Origin of the sequence: Pseudoduganella aquatica (assembly GCF_020865585.1) — a bacterium.
Taxonomy (GTDB): domain Bacteria; phylum Pseudomonadota; class Gammaproteobacteria; order Burkholderiales; family Burkholderiaceae_D; genus Rugamonas; species Rugamonas aquatica_A.
On the sequence record NZ_CP086370.1, the window covers coordinates 347,048 to 364,625 of the forward strand.

Sequence of the window (17,578 nt, forward strand, 5' to 3'; positions counted from 1 at the left end):
GGCATGCACCTTACTGCTTGGCGGGCAAGCAATGGCTCAAATCACGCTGTACCAGAACGAGGGCTGGCGCGGCCGCGCAGTGTCCATCTCCAGCACTTCGGACGACTTGCGCCGGGTTGGCTTCAATGACCGCGCCTCGTCGGTGGTGGTGGAGAAGGGCCGCTGGGAAGTGTGCGAAGACGCCGGCTTCCGCGGCCAGTGCCGCATCCTCAAGCGCGGCAGCTACGAATCGCTGGCCGGCATGGGCCTGAACGACCGCGTGTCGTCGGTGCGCGCCGTGCGCGGCAACCGCTACTCGCAAAACGAAGCGCCGCCACCGCTGCCGCAAGCCAGCTACGAATACCGCCAGCGCCCGAACGAACGCACTTACGAGGCGCGCGTGACCTCGGTGCGCGCCGTGGTGGGACCGCCCGAGCAGCGCTGCTGGGTTGAACGCCAGCAGGTGCAGGACAGCCGACCCAATACCGGTGGCATGCTGGCCGGCGCCATCCTGGGCGGCGTGCTGGGCCACCAGATCGGCGGCGGCACCGGGCGCGACATTGCAACCGTGGGCGGCGCACTGGCCGGTGGCGCGGTCGGCGCGAACGCCGGACGCAGCAACAACACCTACGGCCAGGACGTGCGCCGCTGCGAAAACGTGGCCAACGCCACGCCGCAGTACTGGGACGTGACGTATGAATACCGTGGCGTGGAACACCGCACCCAGCTCGCCGCCGCCCCCGGCGAATACATCCCCGTAAACCGCGACGGCGTGCCCCGCATGTAAGGGATCAGCGGCAAATTGGTCATCAAGTTGAGAGTTCTGGGGGAAAGATTGCGCATATCATGATTTTTGCCATCATGTACCCCTGGACGCGAGACCTCTTTGAGAACCAACTTTGCCTTCCTGCTGTTCGCCGCCGGCTGCGCCATCGCCGTTCCATCGCATGCCGCACCGGCGGCAGCCCCCATGCCGCCCGGCGTGTGGGTGCCGGACCAGGGCGACGGCAGCTACATCAATCCCGTGCTCAACGGCGATTACTCCGATCCCGACGTGGTCCGCGTTGGCGATGATTTCTACCTGACCGCTTCCAGCTTCACCAATATCCCCGGCCTGCCGGTGCTGCATTCCAAAGACCTGGTCAACTGGACGCTGATAGGCTACGCGCTGGACAGGAACGTGCCCGCCGCCCACCACGCGGCGCCCCGGCACGGCGGCGGCGTATGGGCGCCGGCGATACGCCACCACGGCGGCAAGTTCTACATCTACTACCCCGACCCCGATTTCGGCATCTACATGGTGAGCGCGACCGATCCCAAGGGACCATGGACGGCCCCGGTGATGGTGGACAGCACCAAGGGCGCCATCGACCCCGCGCCGTTCTGGGACGACGATGGCCAGGCCTGGCTGGTGCACGGCTACGCCGCCTCGCGCGCCGGCTTCGCCAACGTGATCACGCTGAAGAAAATGAAGACGGACGGCACGCAGACGCTGGACGCCGGCGTGCGCATCATCGAAGGCGACAAGCTGCCCAAGGCCATGACCTCGCAAGGTCCGATGCCGTGGTTCACCACCGAAGGCCCCAAGCTGTACAAGCGCGGCGGCTACTACTACGTGTTTGCGCCGTCCGGCTCCGTCAAGGGCGGCTGGCAGGGCGTGTTCCGCGCCAAGCGCATAGACGGCCCCTACGAAGCGCGCAATGTGATGGACCAGGGCGACACCGCCATCAACGGCCCGCACCAGGGCGCCTGGGTGGACACGCCGTCCGGCGAAGACTGGTTCCTGCACTTTTCCGACACCGATTCCTACGGCCGCCGCGTGTTCCTGCAGCCCATGCGCTGGAACGCCGACGGCTGGCCGGTGATCGGCGCACAGCAGGGCAAGCAAAGCTACGGCGCGCCGGTCAGCCGGCACGCCAAGCCCAAGGTGGCGGCGCAGCCCGTCGCGGTGCCCGCCAACAGCGACGAATTCGACGCGGGCTACCACCTGGGCTGGCAGTGGGCCGCCAATCCCGCCCAGGACTGGGTGGACGGCTCCGTCCGTGGCCAGTTGCGGCTGAAGGCGGTGTCTTCGTCCGCCAACCTGTGGGAGGCGGGCAATCTGCTGACCCAGAAACTGCCCGGCATGGCCTTCTCCGTGACCTCCAGCGTGGAGCTGCGCCCCGGCGCCATCGGCGAACGCGCCGGCCTGCTGGTGATGGGCTACGATTATGCGTGGATAGGCCTGGAAAACACGGTGGACGGCCTGCGCCTGGTGCAGACGGCGCGCCTCAAGTCCAATCTCGGCCTGCACCTGGGGGCGCTGCAGCAAAGCTCGGAAACGGTGGTGACCGCGCCGGTGGCCGTGAAGGGACCGGTGCACGTGCGGCTCAGCTTTGCGCCGGTGGAAGTGGCCGCGCTGCCGCCGGCGGAACGCCTCTACTGGCCGTCCATGCTGCGCGCCACGCACGCCAAAGTGACGTTCAGCTACAGCCTCGACGGCGCCACTTTCCACCCGCTCGGCCCCGCGTTCACCACCCAGCCGGGCCGCTGGGTAGGCACGCAGGTCGGCCTGTTTGCGCAAGCGCCGTCCGGCACGCCGTCCTTTACCGCTACCCGCGTCGGTTACGCGGACTTTGACTACTTCCGTTTTTCCCAAGCCAAGCCATGACCACTCCTTTCAGCCGCCGTTCCTTCCTCCAGGCCTCGATGCTCGCATCGCTGCCGCTCGCCACCGCCAAGGCGCAACCGCCTGCCGCCACGCCAGCCTCCGGGCCTGCCGCGCCCGCCATCCAGCCCACCAAAGGCGCCGCCCTGCAATGGCTGGAAGGCAGCGTTCCTGCGCTGTCCAACGGCGCCACGGTGGGCCTGCCTTGGCCCAAGGGCGCGTTTCCTAAAGAGCAGTCCTTCGTGCTGGCCGGCGCCGCCGGCGAGGTGGCGGTGCAGACCTGGCCACTGGCCTACTGGCCGGACGGCTCGCTGAAATGGACCGGCCACGCCCTGCCGGCAGGCGCGGGCCTGTCTAAAGAGCTGGCCATCAAGCCCGGCAAGGCGGCTGCCGCCGCCATGGCCGTGCGCGTGCAGGAAGGCCCGAACGCGGTTGAAGTGGACACCGGCGTGATCCGCGCCACCATCCCGCGCAAGGGCGTCGAGCTGATTTCCGCCATCCGCCGCGACGGCCGCGACATTGCGCGCGGCGGCCGCCTGGTGGCCCTCACCGACGACCAGCCGGACGCCTCGGCCGGCGCCGTGCGCCAGACCAGCTACGAGAGCACCGTCAAGTCCGTCACCTTGGAACAGAACGGCCCGGTGCGCGCCGTGCTGCGGATAGAAGGCAAGCACCGCAGCGGCCAGCGCGAATGGCTGCCCTTCACCGTGCGCCTGTACTTCTACGCCGGCGCCGAATCGGTGCGCATCATGCACACCTTCGTCTTCGACGGCGACGAGCACAAGGACTACCTGCGCGGCATCGGCGTGCGCTTCGCCGTGCCGCTCACGGACGAGATGCACAACCGCCACGTGCGTTTCGCCGGCGAGAACAAGGGCGTCTGGGGCGAGGGCGTGCGCACGCTGACCGGCTTGCGGCGCGATCCCGGCGAAGCCTTCCGCAAGGCCCAGGTGGCCGGCGTGCCGGTGCCGCCGCTGGAACAGATGAACAAGCAGGTCAGCAGCCGCCTGAACCTGATCCCGGCCTGGGGCGACTTCACCTTGTCGCAGCTGTCGGCCGACGGCTTCCAGATCCGCAAGCGCACCAAGCCGGGCCACGGCTGGATCGACGCCAGCTGGGGCCGCCGCGCGGCCGGCTCCGGCTACATCGGCGGCATCTCCGGCGGCGTGGCCTTCGGCCTGCGCGACTTCTGGCAGCGCCACCCGACCCAGCTCGACATTCGCAATGCCCACACCGACGCGGCCGAAGTGACGCTGTGGATGTGGTCGCCCGACGCGCCCGCGATGGACATGCGCTTCTACCACGACGGCATGGGCATGGAGACCCACGAGCAGGAGCGCGAAGGCCTGGAGATCACCTACGAGGACTACGAAAAAGGCTACGGCAGCCCGGTGGGCGTGGCACGCAGCAGCGAGATCACGCTGTACGCGCTGGCCGCCACGCCGTCGCGCGAGCGCATGGCGCAGCTGGCCGAAGCGGTGCAGCTGCCGCCGCAGCTGGTGAGCACGCCGGCCCACTACCTGGCCTGCAATGTGTTCGGCGGCATGTGGTCGCTGCCGGACCGTTCGCATCCGCTCAAGGCCCGCATCGAGGACGAGCTGGACCGCCGCTTCGACTACTACCGCAGCCAGATCGAACAGCACCACTGGTACGGCTTCTGGAACTACGGCGACCTGATGCACACCTACGACGAGGACCGCCACAGCTGGCGCTACGACGTGGGCGGCTACGCCTGGGACAACTCGGAACTGTCGCCCGACCTGTGGCTGTGGTATTCCTTCCTGCGCACCGGCCGCGCCGACATCTTCCGCCTGTCCGAAGCCATGGTGCGCCACACCAGCGAAGTGGACATGTACCACCTGGGCCAGTTCGCCGGGCTGGGCACGCGCCACAATGTGCAGCACTGGGGCTGCAGCGCCAAGCAGGTGCGCATCAGCGCGGCCGTGTACCGCCGCTTCTACTACTACCTGACCGCCGACGAGCGCGTGGGCGACATCATGCGCGAGCTGCTGGACGCGGACAGCAAACTGGCCGCCGTGGACCCGGTGCGCAAGCTGAAGGACGCACCGCCGCCGGGCAAGTTCCCGGTGCGCGCCGCCTTCGGCACGGACTGGGGCTCGCTGGCGGGCAACTGGCTGACCGAGTGGGAGCGCGGCGGCAAGCAGCGCTACCGCGACAAGCTGCTGGCCGGCATGCACGACATCGGCGCCATGCCCAAGGGTTTCTTCAACGCCGAGCGCGCCGGCTACGAGCCGGACACCGGCCGCTTGCACAACCTGATCGGCGATGACGTGAAAGCGTCGCACCTGAACGCGGTGTTCGGCGCGGTGGAGATTTTTGCCGAGCTGATTTCGCTGACCGGCGACGCCGCCTTCGAAAAAGCCTGGGTGCAGTACTGCGCCATGTACAACGCGCCGAAAGCCGAGCAGGCCAAGGTGCTGGGCAAGGCGCACAACGGCACCAATGCGCTGCAGGTGGGCCATTCGCGCCTGACCGCCTACGCGGCCTGGCGCAGCAAGGACGCGGCGCTGGCCAAGCGCGCCTGGCGCGAGTTCAGCCATCCGCCGGCCAAGCCGGTGCGCACCGTGCGCATCAGCGGCCCGGCGGTGCTCAATCCGGTGGACGAGGTGGCGTGGATCAGCACCAACGACACCGCGCAGTGGGGCCTGGCGGCGATCCAGAACCTGGCGCTGGTGGGCGATTACATCGAGTAGCGAAACAGCCGCCTGTCAACAGGCGGCAAATAATCAGCTTACTCCGGGCGGGATTTTACTATTAGTAACAAAATATGATGGACGGGTAATTGTGTCATGTCCCGTAAGGCTTTGATAATGCTGGCAACGCTCCGCCTTCAAATCCTACAAGGACATGCATGAGAACCCGTCTTTCCCAGCTCGCCCTGGCTGCCCTTTCGCTCGCCGCAGCCGCACCCGCCACCGCTGTCGGCCTGCCTGAATACGGAACCTTCGGCCTCGACCTTGATGCCCGAAGCACAGCAGTCAAACCCGGCAATGACTTCTGGTCCTACGCCAACGGCGGCTGGGCGCAGCGCACGCAGATCGGCCCCACCATGGACGCGGCCGGGGTGACGGTGCTGATGCACGAAAACGCAAGCAGCAACGTGCGCCGCATCGTGGAAGACATGGCCCGGCAGCCTGCCTATGGAACTGCCGGCCAGCAGATCGGCAAGCTCTACCTGAGCTGGATGAACGAAGCCGCGATCGAGGCGCGCGGCCCAGCGGCGCTTCAGCCTTACCTGGCACGCATCCAGTCCGCCAGCAGCCACGCTGCAGTGCAAGCCCTGTTTGCCGAAGCCGGCTATGCCTCGCCGCTCGCGATAGAGCCGGATGTACACCCTGCCGATCCGCGCCGCTATATCCTCAACATCGCGCAAGGCGAACTCGGCCTCCCACGCGACTACTACCTGAAAGAGGGCGGAGAGTACGCGCGCGTGCGCAGCGCCTACCGCGCCTACGTGCGCCAGGTGCAGGAACTGGCCGGCATGGACGGCGCCGAGGCCAAGGCGGACGCCATCATCGCGCTGGAAACCGCGCTGGCAAAAGTCCACTGGACGATGGCGGATTCGCGCGAGCAGTCGAAGACCAGCAATATCGAAACCCGCGCCAGCCTGGAGGCCAAGTACGCGGAATTCGACTGGACCAGGCTGCTGGCAAGCTACGCCTTGCCGCCCGCTGCGGAGGTGCTGGTGATGCAGGAGAGCGCCGTGAAGGAGATTGGCCGCATCGTGGCCGCCACGCCGGTGCAGGACTGGAAGGACTACCTGGCGTACCGCTTCATCAGCGACCATGCGGAAAGCCTGCCGGCGTCCTTCGCCAACGCCAGGTTTGAACTCTACGGACGGACGCTGGCCGGCCTGCAGTCCCGGCCGGAACGGTGGAAGCGCGGCGTCCAGCTGGTCAACAGCATCTTTGGCGAGGAGGTCGGACGCATTTATGTGGAACGCCACTACCCGCAAGCGGCAAGCCGGCAGATGCGGGAACTGGTGGAAGATGTGCGCGCCGCGTACCGGGACCGCATCAGCGCCTCTTCCTGGATGGACAGCGCAACCAGGCAGAAGGCGCTGGCCAAGCTGTCGGCGCTCAAGGCCCTGATCGGCGGGCCGGACAGCTATCCCGGCCGCGCGGCGGGGGCCATCGAAAAAGATGATTTGCTGGGCAACCTGGTGCGCGCCGATGCAGCGGCAAGAAAGCGCGGCGCCGAGCGCTTGCACAAGCCGGTCGATCCGGCCGAATGGCTGGTGACGCCGCAGACCATGAACGCGTACTACGACTATCACTCGAACGCCATCGTGTTCCCGGCTGCGATGCTGCAAGCGCCGTTCTTTGACCCGCGCGCCGACGCGGCCGTCAACTACGGCACCATAGGCGCGCTTATCGGCCATGAAATGGGCCACGGCTTCGACGACCAGGGGCGTCAGTACGGCGCGGACGGCACCCGCGAAAACTGGTGGACGGAAGCGTCGGCGCAGTCCTTCCAGCGGCGCGCCGATGCGCTGGCCGCGCAGTACGACCACTACCAGCCGCTGCCCGGCGCACAGGTCAACGGCAAGCTTACGCTGGGCGAAAACATCGCCGACTTGAGCGGGGTCGAGGCAGCCTACGCAGCCTACCAGTCGTACCAGAAGCGGCATGGCAAAGCCAAGGTGCTCGCGGGCCTGAGCGGCGAACAGCGCTTCTTCATGGCCTTTGCGCAGGGCCGGCGCGCCAAGGTCAACGAGGCGGCAATGCGCCAGCTATTGGTGATCGATACGCATGCGCCGTCGCTGTTCCGGGTCAACGGCACACTGCGCAATGTGGACGCCTGGTACCGCGCCTTCAATGTCCAGCGCGGCGACGCTTTCTATCTCGCCCCTGCGGAGCGCGTTCATATCTGGTGACCGAACCAGCGGCTTGCCGCCGCCGCCGCGCCTTCCTCGTCCAGACTGGCCTCATCCACCCAGGCGACGATGCCGTCCGGACGCACCAGCACGGCGCTCAGCCCCAGCTGCGCGCAGGCCTGGGCCGCCACGTAGGCAATGCGGCCAGCCCAGCGCTGGGAGAGCGCCTGCAGCGGCTTGCCGAGGGAGAAATCGAGCAGGAGCCCTTTGCCGCTGCTGAAGTGCTGGCCGCAGCGCGTGCCGTCGGCCAGCTCGAAGTCCGGCACGCTGCGGCCGACCAGCGGGGGCTTGCCGCCAAGGTCGTAGGCGATGGATACGCTCCACACGCGCTCCGCACAGTAGGTGGCGCCATCGGCCGTATCGACGAGATCGCGGATGATGGCTTCAAGCGCGCGTGAACTGCGGCTGGGCCGCATCACCGCCACCTGCGCGCGCGACCAGTCCAGCACCTGCGCGCCCACCGGATGGCGTTCCGTGGCGTAGCTGTCCAGCAGTCCGTCCGGCGCGTGCCCCTGTATCGTCGCCGCCAGTTTCCATCCGAGATTCATCGCGTCGCCCAGCCCGAGGTTCAAGCCCTGGCCGCCGAGCGGCGAGTGGATGTGCGCGGCATCCCCGGCGAGCAGCACGCGGCCTTGGCGGTAGGCGGTTGCCTGGCAGCACGGTCCGTCCACGTTGTCGCCAGTTCAAGGCTGGCCACGGTCACAGCGGTGCCGGAGATGCGCCGCAGCACTTCCTGCACATGCTCCAGCGTGATGGCCTCGGAGCGATGGCAGGCGCCCCCGTCAAAGTCCACCATCGCAATGGTGCCGGGCTGCTGGTAGGTGTACATACCGGCCGCCGTGTAGTGGCGGCCCACGGCGAGCTGGGCGGGATCTTCCAGCACAACTTGAATCGAGTAGCCTGTGAACTCGGGATCCGTGCCCGCGAACTCGAACCCGGCCGCCTTGCGCACGGTGCTGCGGCCGCCATCGCAGCCTACCAGCCAGCGCGCGCGCAGGGAGTCGCCACCGGCGCGGATGGTCACCATGTCGTCCGACTGCTCAAGACTCTCCACGCCCAGGCCGCACCGGATCTCAACACCCATTGCCAGGGCGCGTTCGGCGAGGATGGATTCGACCTGCTGCATGGTGGTCGCCAGGCTGGTGGGAACTGGGCCGGCGATGCGATAAGGCCATTTGGCCGTATCGATTTTGTCGTGAAAGAACTGGATACCGGCAAAGTGGCCGCCGGGGCGCCGGGCCTGCATCTCCCAATGGGCGGCCGGGCCTTTCGGCGGCGTCAATGCAGCGAGCAAGCCGCGACGGTAAAAGGCTTCGATGCTGGGCGCGGAAAGGCCGCGCATGCCGAAGGGGAGTGCTTTCAGGGGTGAATCCGGATGTGCGGATTTTTCGAGGACCAGCACGGAAACACCGGCGCTGCGCAGCTCGCAGGCGAGAAACAGCCCGACCGGGCCGGCTCCGGCGATGACAACATCATGGATCAAGGGATTGGACATGAACTACTCCTTCAAAGCCGTTCGACCGGAGCAGTTCATCGGGATGAGAACCACACGGACGAACACAGGACGCACGAATGGCGGCGTGCAGCCTGTGCCTGCGCCGATCAGAACTTCTGGTTGAATTCAACGTAGAAATAGCGGTCGGGCATGCCGAAGTTGAGCGGATAGCTGCGGTTGGAATTGATCGCCAATGGCGGCACCTTGTTGAACACGTTGTTGACGCCGACCTTGATGCGGCTCTTCGCCCAAGGCAGGTAGGCCACGCTGAGGTCGTGCAGCGTGTATCCGGCTATGCGGTTGGCGCTGCCGCCGGCCAGGAACGGCAGGTATTTGGCGGTGGCGGGATTGCTCGCATCGCTCTGGGACTGCAGCGGGCCAAGGTCGTTGCACAGGCCGACCGCTGCCGTGCCGCTCAGGATGCAATTTTCCGTCTGATGCGAGAAATAGCGGGCGCCCCAGCGCGCGCTCAGTTTGCCCAGGCTCCAGTCCAGGTTGAAATTCGAACGCAAGCGGTAGTGCGATCCGCTGGAAGTGGTGGCAGTCGTAAACACGCCAACCTTGTCGATAGGCGCGGAAGGCGTATCAATGACTCTCGTCAGGAAGGCGTTGTTGAGTTCAAAGGCAAATTTGCCGTAGCTGGTGGTCTTGGGACGGTAGCGCAGGTTGACGTCCACTCCCGAGAAGCGTTCGCCGCCTGGGCCGTTCATCGCGCTAATGCGAATGTTGTTCACTGCGCCGTTGGCGCCGCGCACCAGCCAGCCATCCGGGCACAGGCCGGGATTGCCGGGGTCGGACAGGCAGTTGAGCACCATCTGGTTCGCGTTCGGCTTCAGGATACTGTCGTGGAACAGCACGTCCCAATAATCGACGGTCAGGTCCAGGCCGGGCACGTAATGCGGGCTGTACACGAAGCCGGCGGTGCGGAAGATGTCGCGCTCCGGGCCGAGCTCTTGATTGCCGGTGCTTAACTGGGTTGCCTGTGCGGGCAGGGTGGTGCGGGTGTCGTAGCCGCCGGAAGGCACGCCGGCTGCACGGCATTGCGTCTGCTGCTCCGGCGTCAGCTGCGCGTAGCGGTTGCTGGCAATGGTGCCGTTCGAGTTGGTGGTGAACGAGCACGGGTCGGTCACCGTGACGGCCGATGTCTGGGTGTTCTGGATGATGCCCGACAGGTCCAGGCGGTAGCCGGTGCTGAAGCTGGCGCGCAGCGCCAGGTCATCGGCCACGCGCCATTTCAGGCCAAATTTCTTGTTGTTGACGCTGGCGCCGCTGTCGTAGCTGGAGTGGCGGAATGCCAGGCTCAGGTCCAGCATCTTCATGAGTGGCAGGTTCTTCAGCATCGGCACATAGAATTCAGCGTAGACATCCTTGGAACCATAGCCGCCGCCAGTGTTGCCGCGCGTGCCGGCCAGCACATCGCCATTGGCATAGCCCACGCCATTGCCGGTGTTGCCGTACACGATATGGCGTTCGAAACCACTCGCAAAGCCTACCGATCCGGCCGGCAGCTTGAACAGTTCCGGAGAGCTGACCTGGGCGAAGTAGTCGTGGTCCCAGAAGTTGTTGAACCAGCTGGCTTCGTCGGAGCTGAGACGGATGTAGTTGATCATCTCCGGGGTGAGGGTGCCTGCGCCCAACAGGTTGACCGGCACGCAGCCGGCGATCGTATTGCCAGGCGTGCCGCAGACGATATTGCCGCTGGCGTCCTTGAACGATGGGCCAAGGGCGGCGGTCAGGCGGCTGACGCTGATTTCGTTATCGCGATGGGCGAGCTGATGGGTGGAACCGTACTCCATGCCGGCTTCCCAGTCGAAGCTGCGGCCCGCGAACTGGAAGTCGCCGGACAGGACAGGCGAAATGGCCCGCGTCTTGGTGTTGGCGACGCGCTGCTCCGGCCCCAGCTCCGTCGCCGCGCGCTGGACGCGTCCGATCGCCACGCCAAACGGGTTGTAGTAGCTGTTCTTGGCGATGAAGATATTGGCGCCGTTGGCCAGGCCGCCCGGGCCGAGGTTGAAGTCGACTGGCGGGGTGTCGGCAATCGAGTCCGTCTCCATGATTTGCGCGGTCACGCGGAGCTTCATGTGATCGCTGAAACGGTAGGTCATATCGCCGACCAGCGACTTCTGGGTCAGCGGGGTGATCAGGCTGTTGAAGACCTGGCTGTTGTAGCTATCGCTTGGACGGTTGTAAGTACGGTACTGGTTGCCCGCCGCGCCCAGGGCTGGATTGTAGGGCGTGGTGTAGGTGATGAAATTGTTCTTGTTGCCGCTTGGGTCGGCAAGCGTGCTGGCGGCACAGCCGCCCGACGCCAGCAGCGCGCCCTTGCACAGCTGGAAGCGGCCGGCCGGCGTGTTGTCGGTGTAGTTCTGGGAGCCGGAGCCGAACGGGGAACGCTCCCTGGTACGCGCGTAGTCGCTGTTGTGGATGCCGTCGCCTTTGTTGATCTGGAGCGACAGCAGGCCGGAGTAGTTTTCGCCGGAGGTGCCGGCGGTCAGTTCGACCTTCCTCTGGTCGCCGCCGCCGTGCTGGTTGGTGCCGTAATAGGCACGGGCGTCAACACCGTCGTAGTGGTCTTTCAGGATGATGTTGATCAGGCCCACCATCGCATCACCGCCGTACAGCACCGAGCCGCCATCTTTCAGCACGTCAATGCGTTCCACCGATGCCAGCGGGATGGAGCTCAAATCCACCGTGCCGTTCAGGTCGGAGCTGCCCACCCATCGATGGCCGTTGACCAGCACCAGGGTGCGGCCAAAGCCGATGCCGCGCAGGTTGGCAAAGGAGTTCTGGTCGGCATTCGAGGTGCGATTCCTTGCATCGCCGGAGATGGCCATCGTCTGCAGCACTTCATCCAGTCCGGTGACTCCGGTGGCGTCGATTTGCGCGCGCGAAATCGACTGGATGGGCACAGAGGATTCCATGTCGACGCCCTTGATCTTGGATCCGGTGATTTCGATGCGGTCGACTTTGGGAGCAGCATTTTGCGCGAACGCGGATGCGCCGTAGAGAGCCGCGATAACGGCGATGGTGATGGGTTTGGCGTGTAAGTTGGCTCGACGTCGGATTTGGCTCTTCACTACGTTCTCCATATGTGCAAAGTATGAGATAACGTTATCACTTAATTGTCATATTTTGTTCATAGTCTTTCGATTTTTTTTCATGCTTTATCAAGCGAAAGCGGAAATTCTCTGGGTGTCCAATTCGGCATCGAAACCACATTTTTATGCCAGTTTGAAGATATCGTTATCACATAAGGTAATGCGATAAGCGTATAAGGTCCACCCCTTATTCAAGCACGGTGCGCTTGTCCTTGAAGAAGGCCCAGGCCTCCTCGGCCGCCTCGATGTCGCCGTTCTGGGCGCCGGGGAAGCGGGAGAACAGGCCGGGGTAGCGCTTCACCATGCTGGGCTCGGCGTGGCCGCCGCCGTCTATCTTCAGCAGGCAGACTTGCAGCGCGGCGGGGTCGCCTCCCCAAGTGTAGCGGGTGACGCGCGTGGCCGCGCCCGGATGCCGCTGCGGGATGGCGGCGACGGCGGGTTCACCGTGCAAGCCGGCCAGCTCGCGCCAGACGGCGACGGATTCTTCCACGCTGGTCATCGGCGCGGCGAGCGAGGAAAAAATGGGGAACTGGTAAAGGAACTTGCGCCCGGTGTAGGGGATGAAGGGATCGGCCGTGCCCGCCATGAACAGCACCGGCAGCGGCGTCCGGGGCGGGCCGCAATTGCTGTCCACAGGCATGGCGGCCAGCGCCACCGAAAAGGCCGCCAGACGCGGTGCCATCTCGGTTGCGGCGCGGTAGGCCATCATGCCGCCTTTGGAGACGCCCATGAGGTAGATACGCGCTGGATCAACTTCATCCTCGGCGATGGCGCGGTCGATCACGGCGCTGATAAAGCCGGTATCGTCGGTTTGGGGGTTGGCGGTCACGCCGGCGTAGCTGTCGTTCCAGGCGCGTTCGCCACGGCGCTTGCTGCCGTCCAGGGCGATGACCACCAGATGCTCGCGCTCGGCGATCTCCAGCCACAGCGACAAGGGCGATGGCGGGAAGCGCAGGCCCAGCAGCTGTGCGGCGGAGGAACCGGCGCCGTGCAGCAAAATAACCAGCGGCCGCTTGCCCGCAGCGGCACCGACAGGCGTTGCCTTCAAAAAGTGGCGCAGCCCTTCGGGGCGGAGCAGCGTGCCCGCTTCAATGCGCGCCTTGGCGCCTGTGCTGGTATCGCTGCCCTGGAAAAAGTCCCGCACTCTTATTCGACGGTCACCGACTTGGCCAGGTTGCGCGGCTTGTCCACGTCGGTGCCGCGCGCCAGGGCGGAGTGGTAGGCCAGCAGCTGCAGCGAGACCACGTGCAGGATGGGCGACAGCTGGCCGTAGTGCTCGGGCATGCGGATGACGTGCACGCCGTCGCCGGAGGTGATGCGCGAGTCCACGTCGGCGAACACGAACAGCTGGCCGCCGCGTGCGCGCACTTCCTGCATATTCGATTTCAGCTTCTCGATCAGCGTGTCGTTGGGCGCGATGGTGACGACCGGCATTTCCTCGGTCACCAGCGCCAGCGGACCGTGCTTCAGCTCGCCCGCAGGATAGGCCTCGGCGTGGATGTAGGAAATCTCCTTGAGCTTGAGCGCGCCTTCCAGCGCGATCGGGTAGTGCAGGCCACGGCCCAGGAACAGTGCGTTTTCCTTGCGCGCGAATTCGTCGGCCCAGGCGATGATCTGGGGCTCCAGCGCCAGCACCGAGGTGATCGCCGACGGCAGGTGGCGCATGGCTTTCAGGTGCGCGGCTTCCTCTTCGTCAGTCAGGCGGCCGTTCACTTGCGCCAGGGTCAGCGCGAGCAGGAACAGCGCGGCCAGCTGGGTCGTGAAGGCCTTGGTCGAGGCCACGCCCACTTCCACGCCGGCGCGGGTGATGTAGGCCAGTTTGCATTCGCGCACCATGGCGCTGGTGGCCACGTTGCAGATGGTGAGCGTGTGTTCCATGCCCAGCGCGCGTGCATGCTTGAGCGCGGCCAGGGTGTCGGCGGTTTCGCCGGACTGGGAGATGGTGACGACCAGGGTGCGCGGGTCGGGCACGGAGTCGCGGTAGCGGTATTCGCTGGCGATTTCCACGTTGACCGGCACCTTGGCGATGGATTCGATCCAGTACTTGGCGGTGGAGCCGGCATAGTAACTGGTGCCGCAGGCAAGGATCAGCACGCGGTCGATTTCCTTGAACACTTTGTAGGCGCCATCGCCGAACAGCTCGGGCATGACGCCGGTGATGCCTTCCAGCGTGTCGCCGATGACGCGCGGCTGCTCGAAGATTTCCTTCTGCATGTAGTGGCGGTACGGTCCCAGCTCGGCCGCGCCGGTGTGCGCGTGCACGGTTTTCACTTCGCGTTCTACCGACTTGCCGTTCACGTCAACGATCCACACTTTGCCCAGCTGCAGGTCGACCACGTCGCCTTCTTCCAGATAGATGATCTGGTCGCTGGTGCCGGCCAGCGCCATGGCGTCGGAGGCGACAAAGTTTTCGCCCTGGCCCACGCCGACGATGAGCGGCGAGCCCTGGCGCGCGGCCACCACGCGGTGCGGCTCTTCGCGCGCGAACACGGCGATGGCGTAGGCGCCGTGCAGGCGCTTGACGGCTTGCTGCACGGTGTCGAACAGGTCGCCGTTGTACATGTGGTCGACCAGGTGGGCGATCACTTCGGTGTCGGTCTGGCTCTGGAACACGTAGCCCAGCGCGGTCAGTTCGGCGCGCAGCTCGTCGTGGTTTTCGATGATGCCGTTGTGGACCAGGGCGATGCGCGCGTTGTCCGAACTCGGCGAAAAGTGCGGGTGGGCATTGTGCGAGGCGGGCGCGCCGTGCGTGGCCCAGCGGGTGTGGGCAATGCCGGTGAAGCCTTTGAGACCGGTTTCATCCACCTGTTTTTCCAGGTCGGCCACGCGCGAGGTGCTGCGCGAGCGCTGCAGGGCGCCATCGACGTGCAGCGCGACGCCGCAGGAGTCGTAGCCGCGGTATTCCAGGCGCTTCAGGCCTTCGAGCAGGATGGGGGTGATATTACGCTGCGCTACCGCGCCGACGATGCCGCACATAAAAACCTCTTTGCTGGATGAATGGTTGATGAATCCATACTAGAGCAGAGGTGTTGAAATAAGCTGTCTAAATTCAATCGTGCATGAAATATTATTTCATGCGTGTATGATTGTGAAATTAAATTTCAAACCATGATGAATTTTTTATGAATATTCCAAATCCGGAGCTGGACGAGGTGGACCGCCGCATTCTGAACGCGCTGCAGGAGAACGCGGCCCTTACCAATGCGGAGCTGGCACAGGCGGTGCACGTGTCGCCCCCCACCTGCCTGCGGCGCGTGAAGCAACTGACGGAGAGCGGCGTGATACTGCGGCAGGTCGCTATCGTAGCACCGGAGGCGGTAGGCGCGCGCCTTACTGCCATCGTGGAGATTACGCTGGATGTGCAGGCGGCCGAACGCATGGTGGAGTTCGAGCAGCACGTGGCGGGCGACGAGGCGGTCCTGCAATGCTACCGGGTGTCGCCCGGGCCGGACTTTGTGCTGGTAATACAGGTGGCCGACATGCCGGCCTACAACGCGCTGGCGCACCGCCTGTTCGCGGCGCACACCAATGTACGCAACGTGAAAACCTATTTTTCCACTCTGCGCAGCAAGTTCGAGACGCGCATAGCGGTGTGAGTTATACAGCCTTGTCCATGGGTTTTCCACGTGGTTATACGGGGCTTATCCGCCGCTTTTCCAATGGTTTTTCACAGGCTTATCAACATCGCGGAACAGGCCGGATTGCGCCTCGGGCTGATTTCGGCCTTGCGCCAAAGTTATCCCGCTATTTCAACAGCCTTGCCCACAGCTTTATTCACATGCCCTCCGCCCTTATCCCGGGTTTTGCAACGCTTATCCCAGCCTTATTCCGGCACTTACCAACAAAGTTGTCCACATTTTTTGGTAAACCTGTTTGTTTACACAGTAGAAATGTTCAAAACCGGTATGTACTTGAATACAAGGAAGTTGTTGGCAAGTTATCCTCCAGTTGCCCCAAGCTTGTCAGCCTGTTCTCCTCAAGCTTGCCCACATCTTTATCCACAGGCTGAGGGCATAAAAAAACGGCGCCTCACGGCGCCGTCGTAGAAACACAGGGCAGTTTTACTTCTTGATCTTCACCGGACGCTTCCAGCCCGGAATCGTCAGCTGCTTGGGCCGCGAGATGGTCAGCTGGTCCGCCGGGGCGTCCTTGGTCAGCGTGGTACCCGCGCCTATGGTTGCGCCACGGCCCACGGTCACCGGGGCCACCAGCTGGCTGTCGCTGCCGATAAAGGCGTCATCCTCGATCACGGTGCGGAACTTGTTGGCGCCGTCGTAATTGCAGGTGATCACGCCCGCGCCCACGTTCACGCGCGAACCCACGGTGGCGTCGCCCACGTAGGCCAGGTGGTTGGCCTTGCTGTGCGCGGCGATCTGGCTGTTCTTCACTTCCACGAAGTTGCCGATGTGGACATCTTCCGCCAGCACGGTGCCAGGGCGCAGGCGCGCATATGGGCCGAGGATGGACTTGGCGCCCACCACCGCGTCTTCGATATGGCAGAAGGGCTTGATCTGCACGCCTTCGGCGATGCGGGCGTTCACCAGCACGCTGTGCGCGCCCACGGTAACGCCGTCCGCCAGTTCAACCTTGCCTTCGAACACGCAGCCCACGTCGATGGTCACGTCGCGGCCGCAAATAAGTTCGCCGCGCACGTCGAGGCGGGCCGGGTCCATCACCGTTACGCCGCGCTCCAGCAGCGCCTGGGCGATATTGAGCTGGTGGATGCGTTCCAGCTGGGCCAGCTGCACCTTGGAATTGACGCCCGCCACTTCCCACACGCCGCCGGGATTGGCCGACACCACCGGCACGCCGTCCGCCACGGCCTGGGCCACGATGTCGGTCAGGTAGTACTCGCTCTGGGCGTTATTGTTTTGCAGCGCGCCGAGCCACTTCTTCAGGTGCGCGGTCGGCGCCACCATGATGCCGCTGTTGATTTCCTTGATGGCGCGTTCTTCGGCGCTGGCGTCTTTCTCCTCCACGATGCGGACAATGTTGCCGCCCGCCTGGCCGCCTTCGCGCACGATGCGGCCCAGGCCGAAGGGATCATCCTGCACCACGGTGAGAATGCCCAGCTTGTCCGTGCCGGCCGCGTCCACCAGGCGCTGCAGCGAGGCGGCGGTGGTCAGCGGCACGTCGCCGTACAGGATCAGGGTAGGGCGGGCTTCGTCCAGCACCGGCAGCGCCTGCATGACGGCGTGGCCGGTGCCCAGCTGCGGTTCCTGCAGCGCGGCGGAGATGTCGGCGCCGGGCACCTTTTTCTCCTTTTCCAGCTGCTCCAGCACGGCTGCGCCGCCGTGTCCGTAAATAACGCATAATTTAGCTGGAGACAGGCCGCGCGCGGTGTCTATCACGTGCGACAACAGCGGCTTGCCGGCCAGCGGATGCAAGACTTTGGGCAGGGCGGACTGCATGCGTTTGCCCATGCCTGCGGCGAGAATAACGACGTTCATAGGCCTACTCAA

General features: G+C 65.0%; 10 protein-coding genes and 1 pseudogene. 6 read left to right on the forward strand and 5 right to left on the reverse strand.

Annotated features, from left to right (window positions below; translation table 11 throughout):
- The first annotated feature begins 31 nt into the window (after nucleotides 1-31).
- The 4 genes from KT882_RS30730 to KT882_RS01525 all read left to right on the forward strand — a co-directional run bounded on the left by KT882_RS30730 (nucleotide 32) and on the right by KT882_RS01525 (nucleotide 7,523).
- Nucleotides 32-766: a beta/gamma crystallin-related protein gene (locus tag KT882_RS30730; protein WP_308807679.1), complete on the forward strand. Its 735-nt coding sequence runs from the start codon at nucleotides 32-34 to the stop codon at nucleotides 764-766.
- Nucleotides 767-865: 99 nt separating this feature from the next.
- Nucleotides 866-2,629 carry a glycoside hydrolase family 43 protein gene (locus KT882_RS01515; protein ID WP_223149281.1) on the forward strand — a complete coding sequence of 588 codons (1,764 nt, stop codon included), beginning with the start codon at nucleotides 866-868 and terminating at the stop codon, nucleotides 2,627-2,629.
- The gene (locus KT882_RS01520; RefSeq protein WP_228894186.1) at nucleotides 2,626-5,340 is read left to right on the forward strand and encodes an exo-rhamnogalacturonan lyase family protein; all 2,715 of its coding nucleotides are present in this window, start codon (nucleotides 2,626-2,628) and stop codon (nucleotides 5,338-5,340) included. The genes KT882_RS01515 and KT882_RS01520 overlap by 4 nt, the downstream gene beginning before the upstream one ends.
- 158 nt (nucleotides 5,341-5,498) lie before the next feature.
- A complete protein-coding gene (locus tag KT882_RS01525; RefSeq protein WP_228894187.1) occupies nucleotides 5,499-7,523 on the forward strand; it encodes a M13 family metallopeptidase in 2,025 nt (674 codons plus the stop codon).
- Here the strand turns inward: KT882_RS01525 and KT882_RS01530 are convergent.
- From KT882_RS01530 to glmS, 4 genes and pseudogenes are all read right to left on the reverse strand, one after another.
- Nucleotides 7,511-9,018: pseudogene (locus tag KT882_RS01530) on the reverse strand (FAD-dependent monooxygenase). The gene KT882_RS01525 and the pseudogene KT882_RS01530 overlap by 13 nt on opposite strands.
- Before the next feature lie 107 nt (nucleotides 9,019-9,125).
- On the reverse strand, nucleotides 9,126-12,095 hold the full coding sequence (locus KT882_RS01535; protein ID WP_161070277.1) for a TonB-dependent receptor domain-containing protein: 2,970 nt from the start codon (nucleotides 12,093-12,095) through the stop codon (nucleotides 9,126-9,128).
- A 208-nt stretch (nucleotides 12,096-12,303) separates the two neighbouring features.
- Nucleotides 12,304-13,260 (reverse strand): alpha/beta hydrolase family esterase, encoded by a 957-nt coding sequence (locus tag KT882_RS01540; protein WP_161070276.1) that lies wholly within the window; start codon nucleotides 13,258-13,260, stop codon nucleotides 12,304-12,306.
- 2 nt (nucleotides 13,261-13,262) lie between these two features.
- A complete protein-coding gene (gene glmS, locus KT882_RS01545; RefSeq protein WP_161070275.1) occupies nucleotides 13,263-15,092 on the reverse strand; it encodes a glutamine--fructose-6-phosphate transaminase (isomerizing) in 1,830 nt (609 codons plus the stop codon).
- Nucleotides 15,093-15,238: 146 nt separating this feature from the next.
- Between glmS and KT882_RS01550 the strand changes: the two genes are divergently transcribed.
- Together KT882_RS01550 and KT882_RS01555 are read left to right on the forward strand one after the other, a co-directional pair.
- Nucleotides 15,239-15,712 (forward strand): Lrp/AsnC family transcriptional regulator, encoded by a 474-nt coding sequence (locus KT882_RS01550; protein WP_228894188.1) that lies wholly within the window; start codon nucleotides 15,239-15,241, stop codon nucleotides 15,710-15,712.
- Nucleotides 15,713-15,729: 17 nt separating this feature from the next.
- Nucleotides 15,730-16,125, forward strand: a complete 396-nt coding sequence (locus tag KT882_RS01555; protein ID WP_161070273.1) for a hypothetical protein — start codon at nucleotides 15,730-15,732, stop codon at nucleotides 16,123-16,125.
- 52 nt (nucleotides 16,126-16,177) lie between these two features.
- On the opposite strand, the gene glmU is transcribed toward KT882_RS01555, so the two are convergent.
- Nucleotides 16,178-17,566 (reverse strand): bifunctional UDP-N-acetylglucosamine diphosphorylase/glucosamine-1-phosphate N-acetyltransferase GlmU, encoded by a 1,389-nt coding sequence (glmU, locus tag KT882_RS01560; RefSeq protein WP_161070272.1) that lies wholly within the window; start codon nucleotides 17,564-17,566, stop codon nucleotides 16,178-16,180.
- Nucleotides 17,567-17,578 lie beyond the last annotated feature (12 nt).

What these genes read in the sequence shown, in the direction of transcription:
- KT882_RS01520 (WP_228894186.1), top strand. Translation starts at nt 2,626, where the DNA reads ATGACCACTCCTTTCAGCCGCCGTTCCTTCCTCCAGGCCTCGATGCTC.
- KT882_RS01550 (WP_228894188.1), top strand. Translation starts at nt 15,239, where the DNA reads ATGAATATTCCAAATCCGGAGCTGGACGAGGTGGACCGCCGCATTCTG.
- KT882_RS01525 (WP_228894187.1), top strand. Translation starts at nt 5,499, where the DNA reads ATGAGAACCCGTCTTTCCCAGCTCGCCCTGGCTGCCCTTTCGCTCGCC.
- glmU (WP_161070272.1), bottom strand. Translation starts at nt 17,566, where the DNA reads ATGAACGTCGTTATTCTCGCCGCAGGCATGGGCAAACGCATGCAGTCC.
- KT882_RS30730 (WP_308807679.1), top strand. Translation starts at nt 32, where the DNA reads ATGGCTCAAATCACGCTGTACCAGAACGAGGGCTGGCGCGGCCGCGCA.
- KT882_RS01555 (WP_161070273.1), top strand. Translation starts at nt 15,730, where the DNA reads ATGGGTTTTCCACGTGGTTATACGGGGCTTATCCGCCGCTTTTCCAAT.
- glmS (WP_161070275.1), bottom strand. Translation starts at nt 15,092, where the DNA reads ATGTGCGGCATCGTCGGCGCGGTAGCGCAGCGTAATATCACCCCCATC.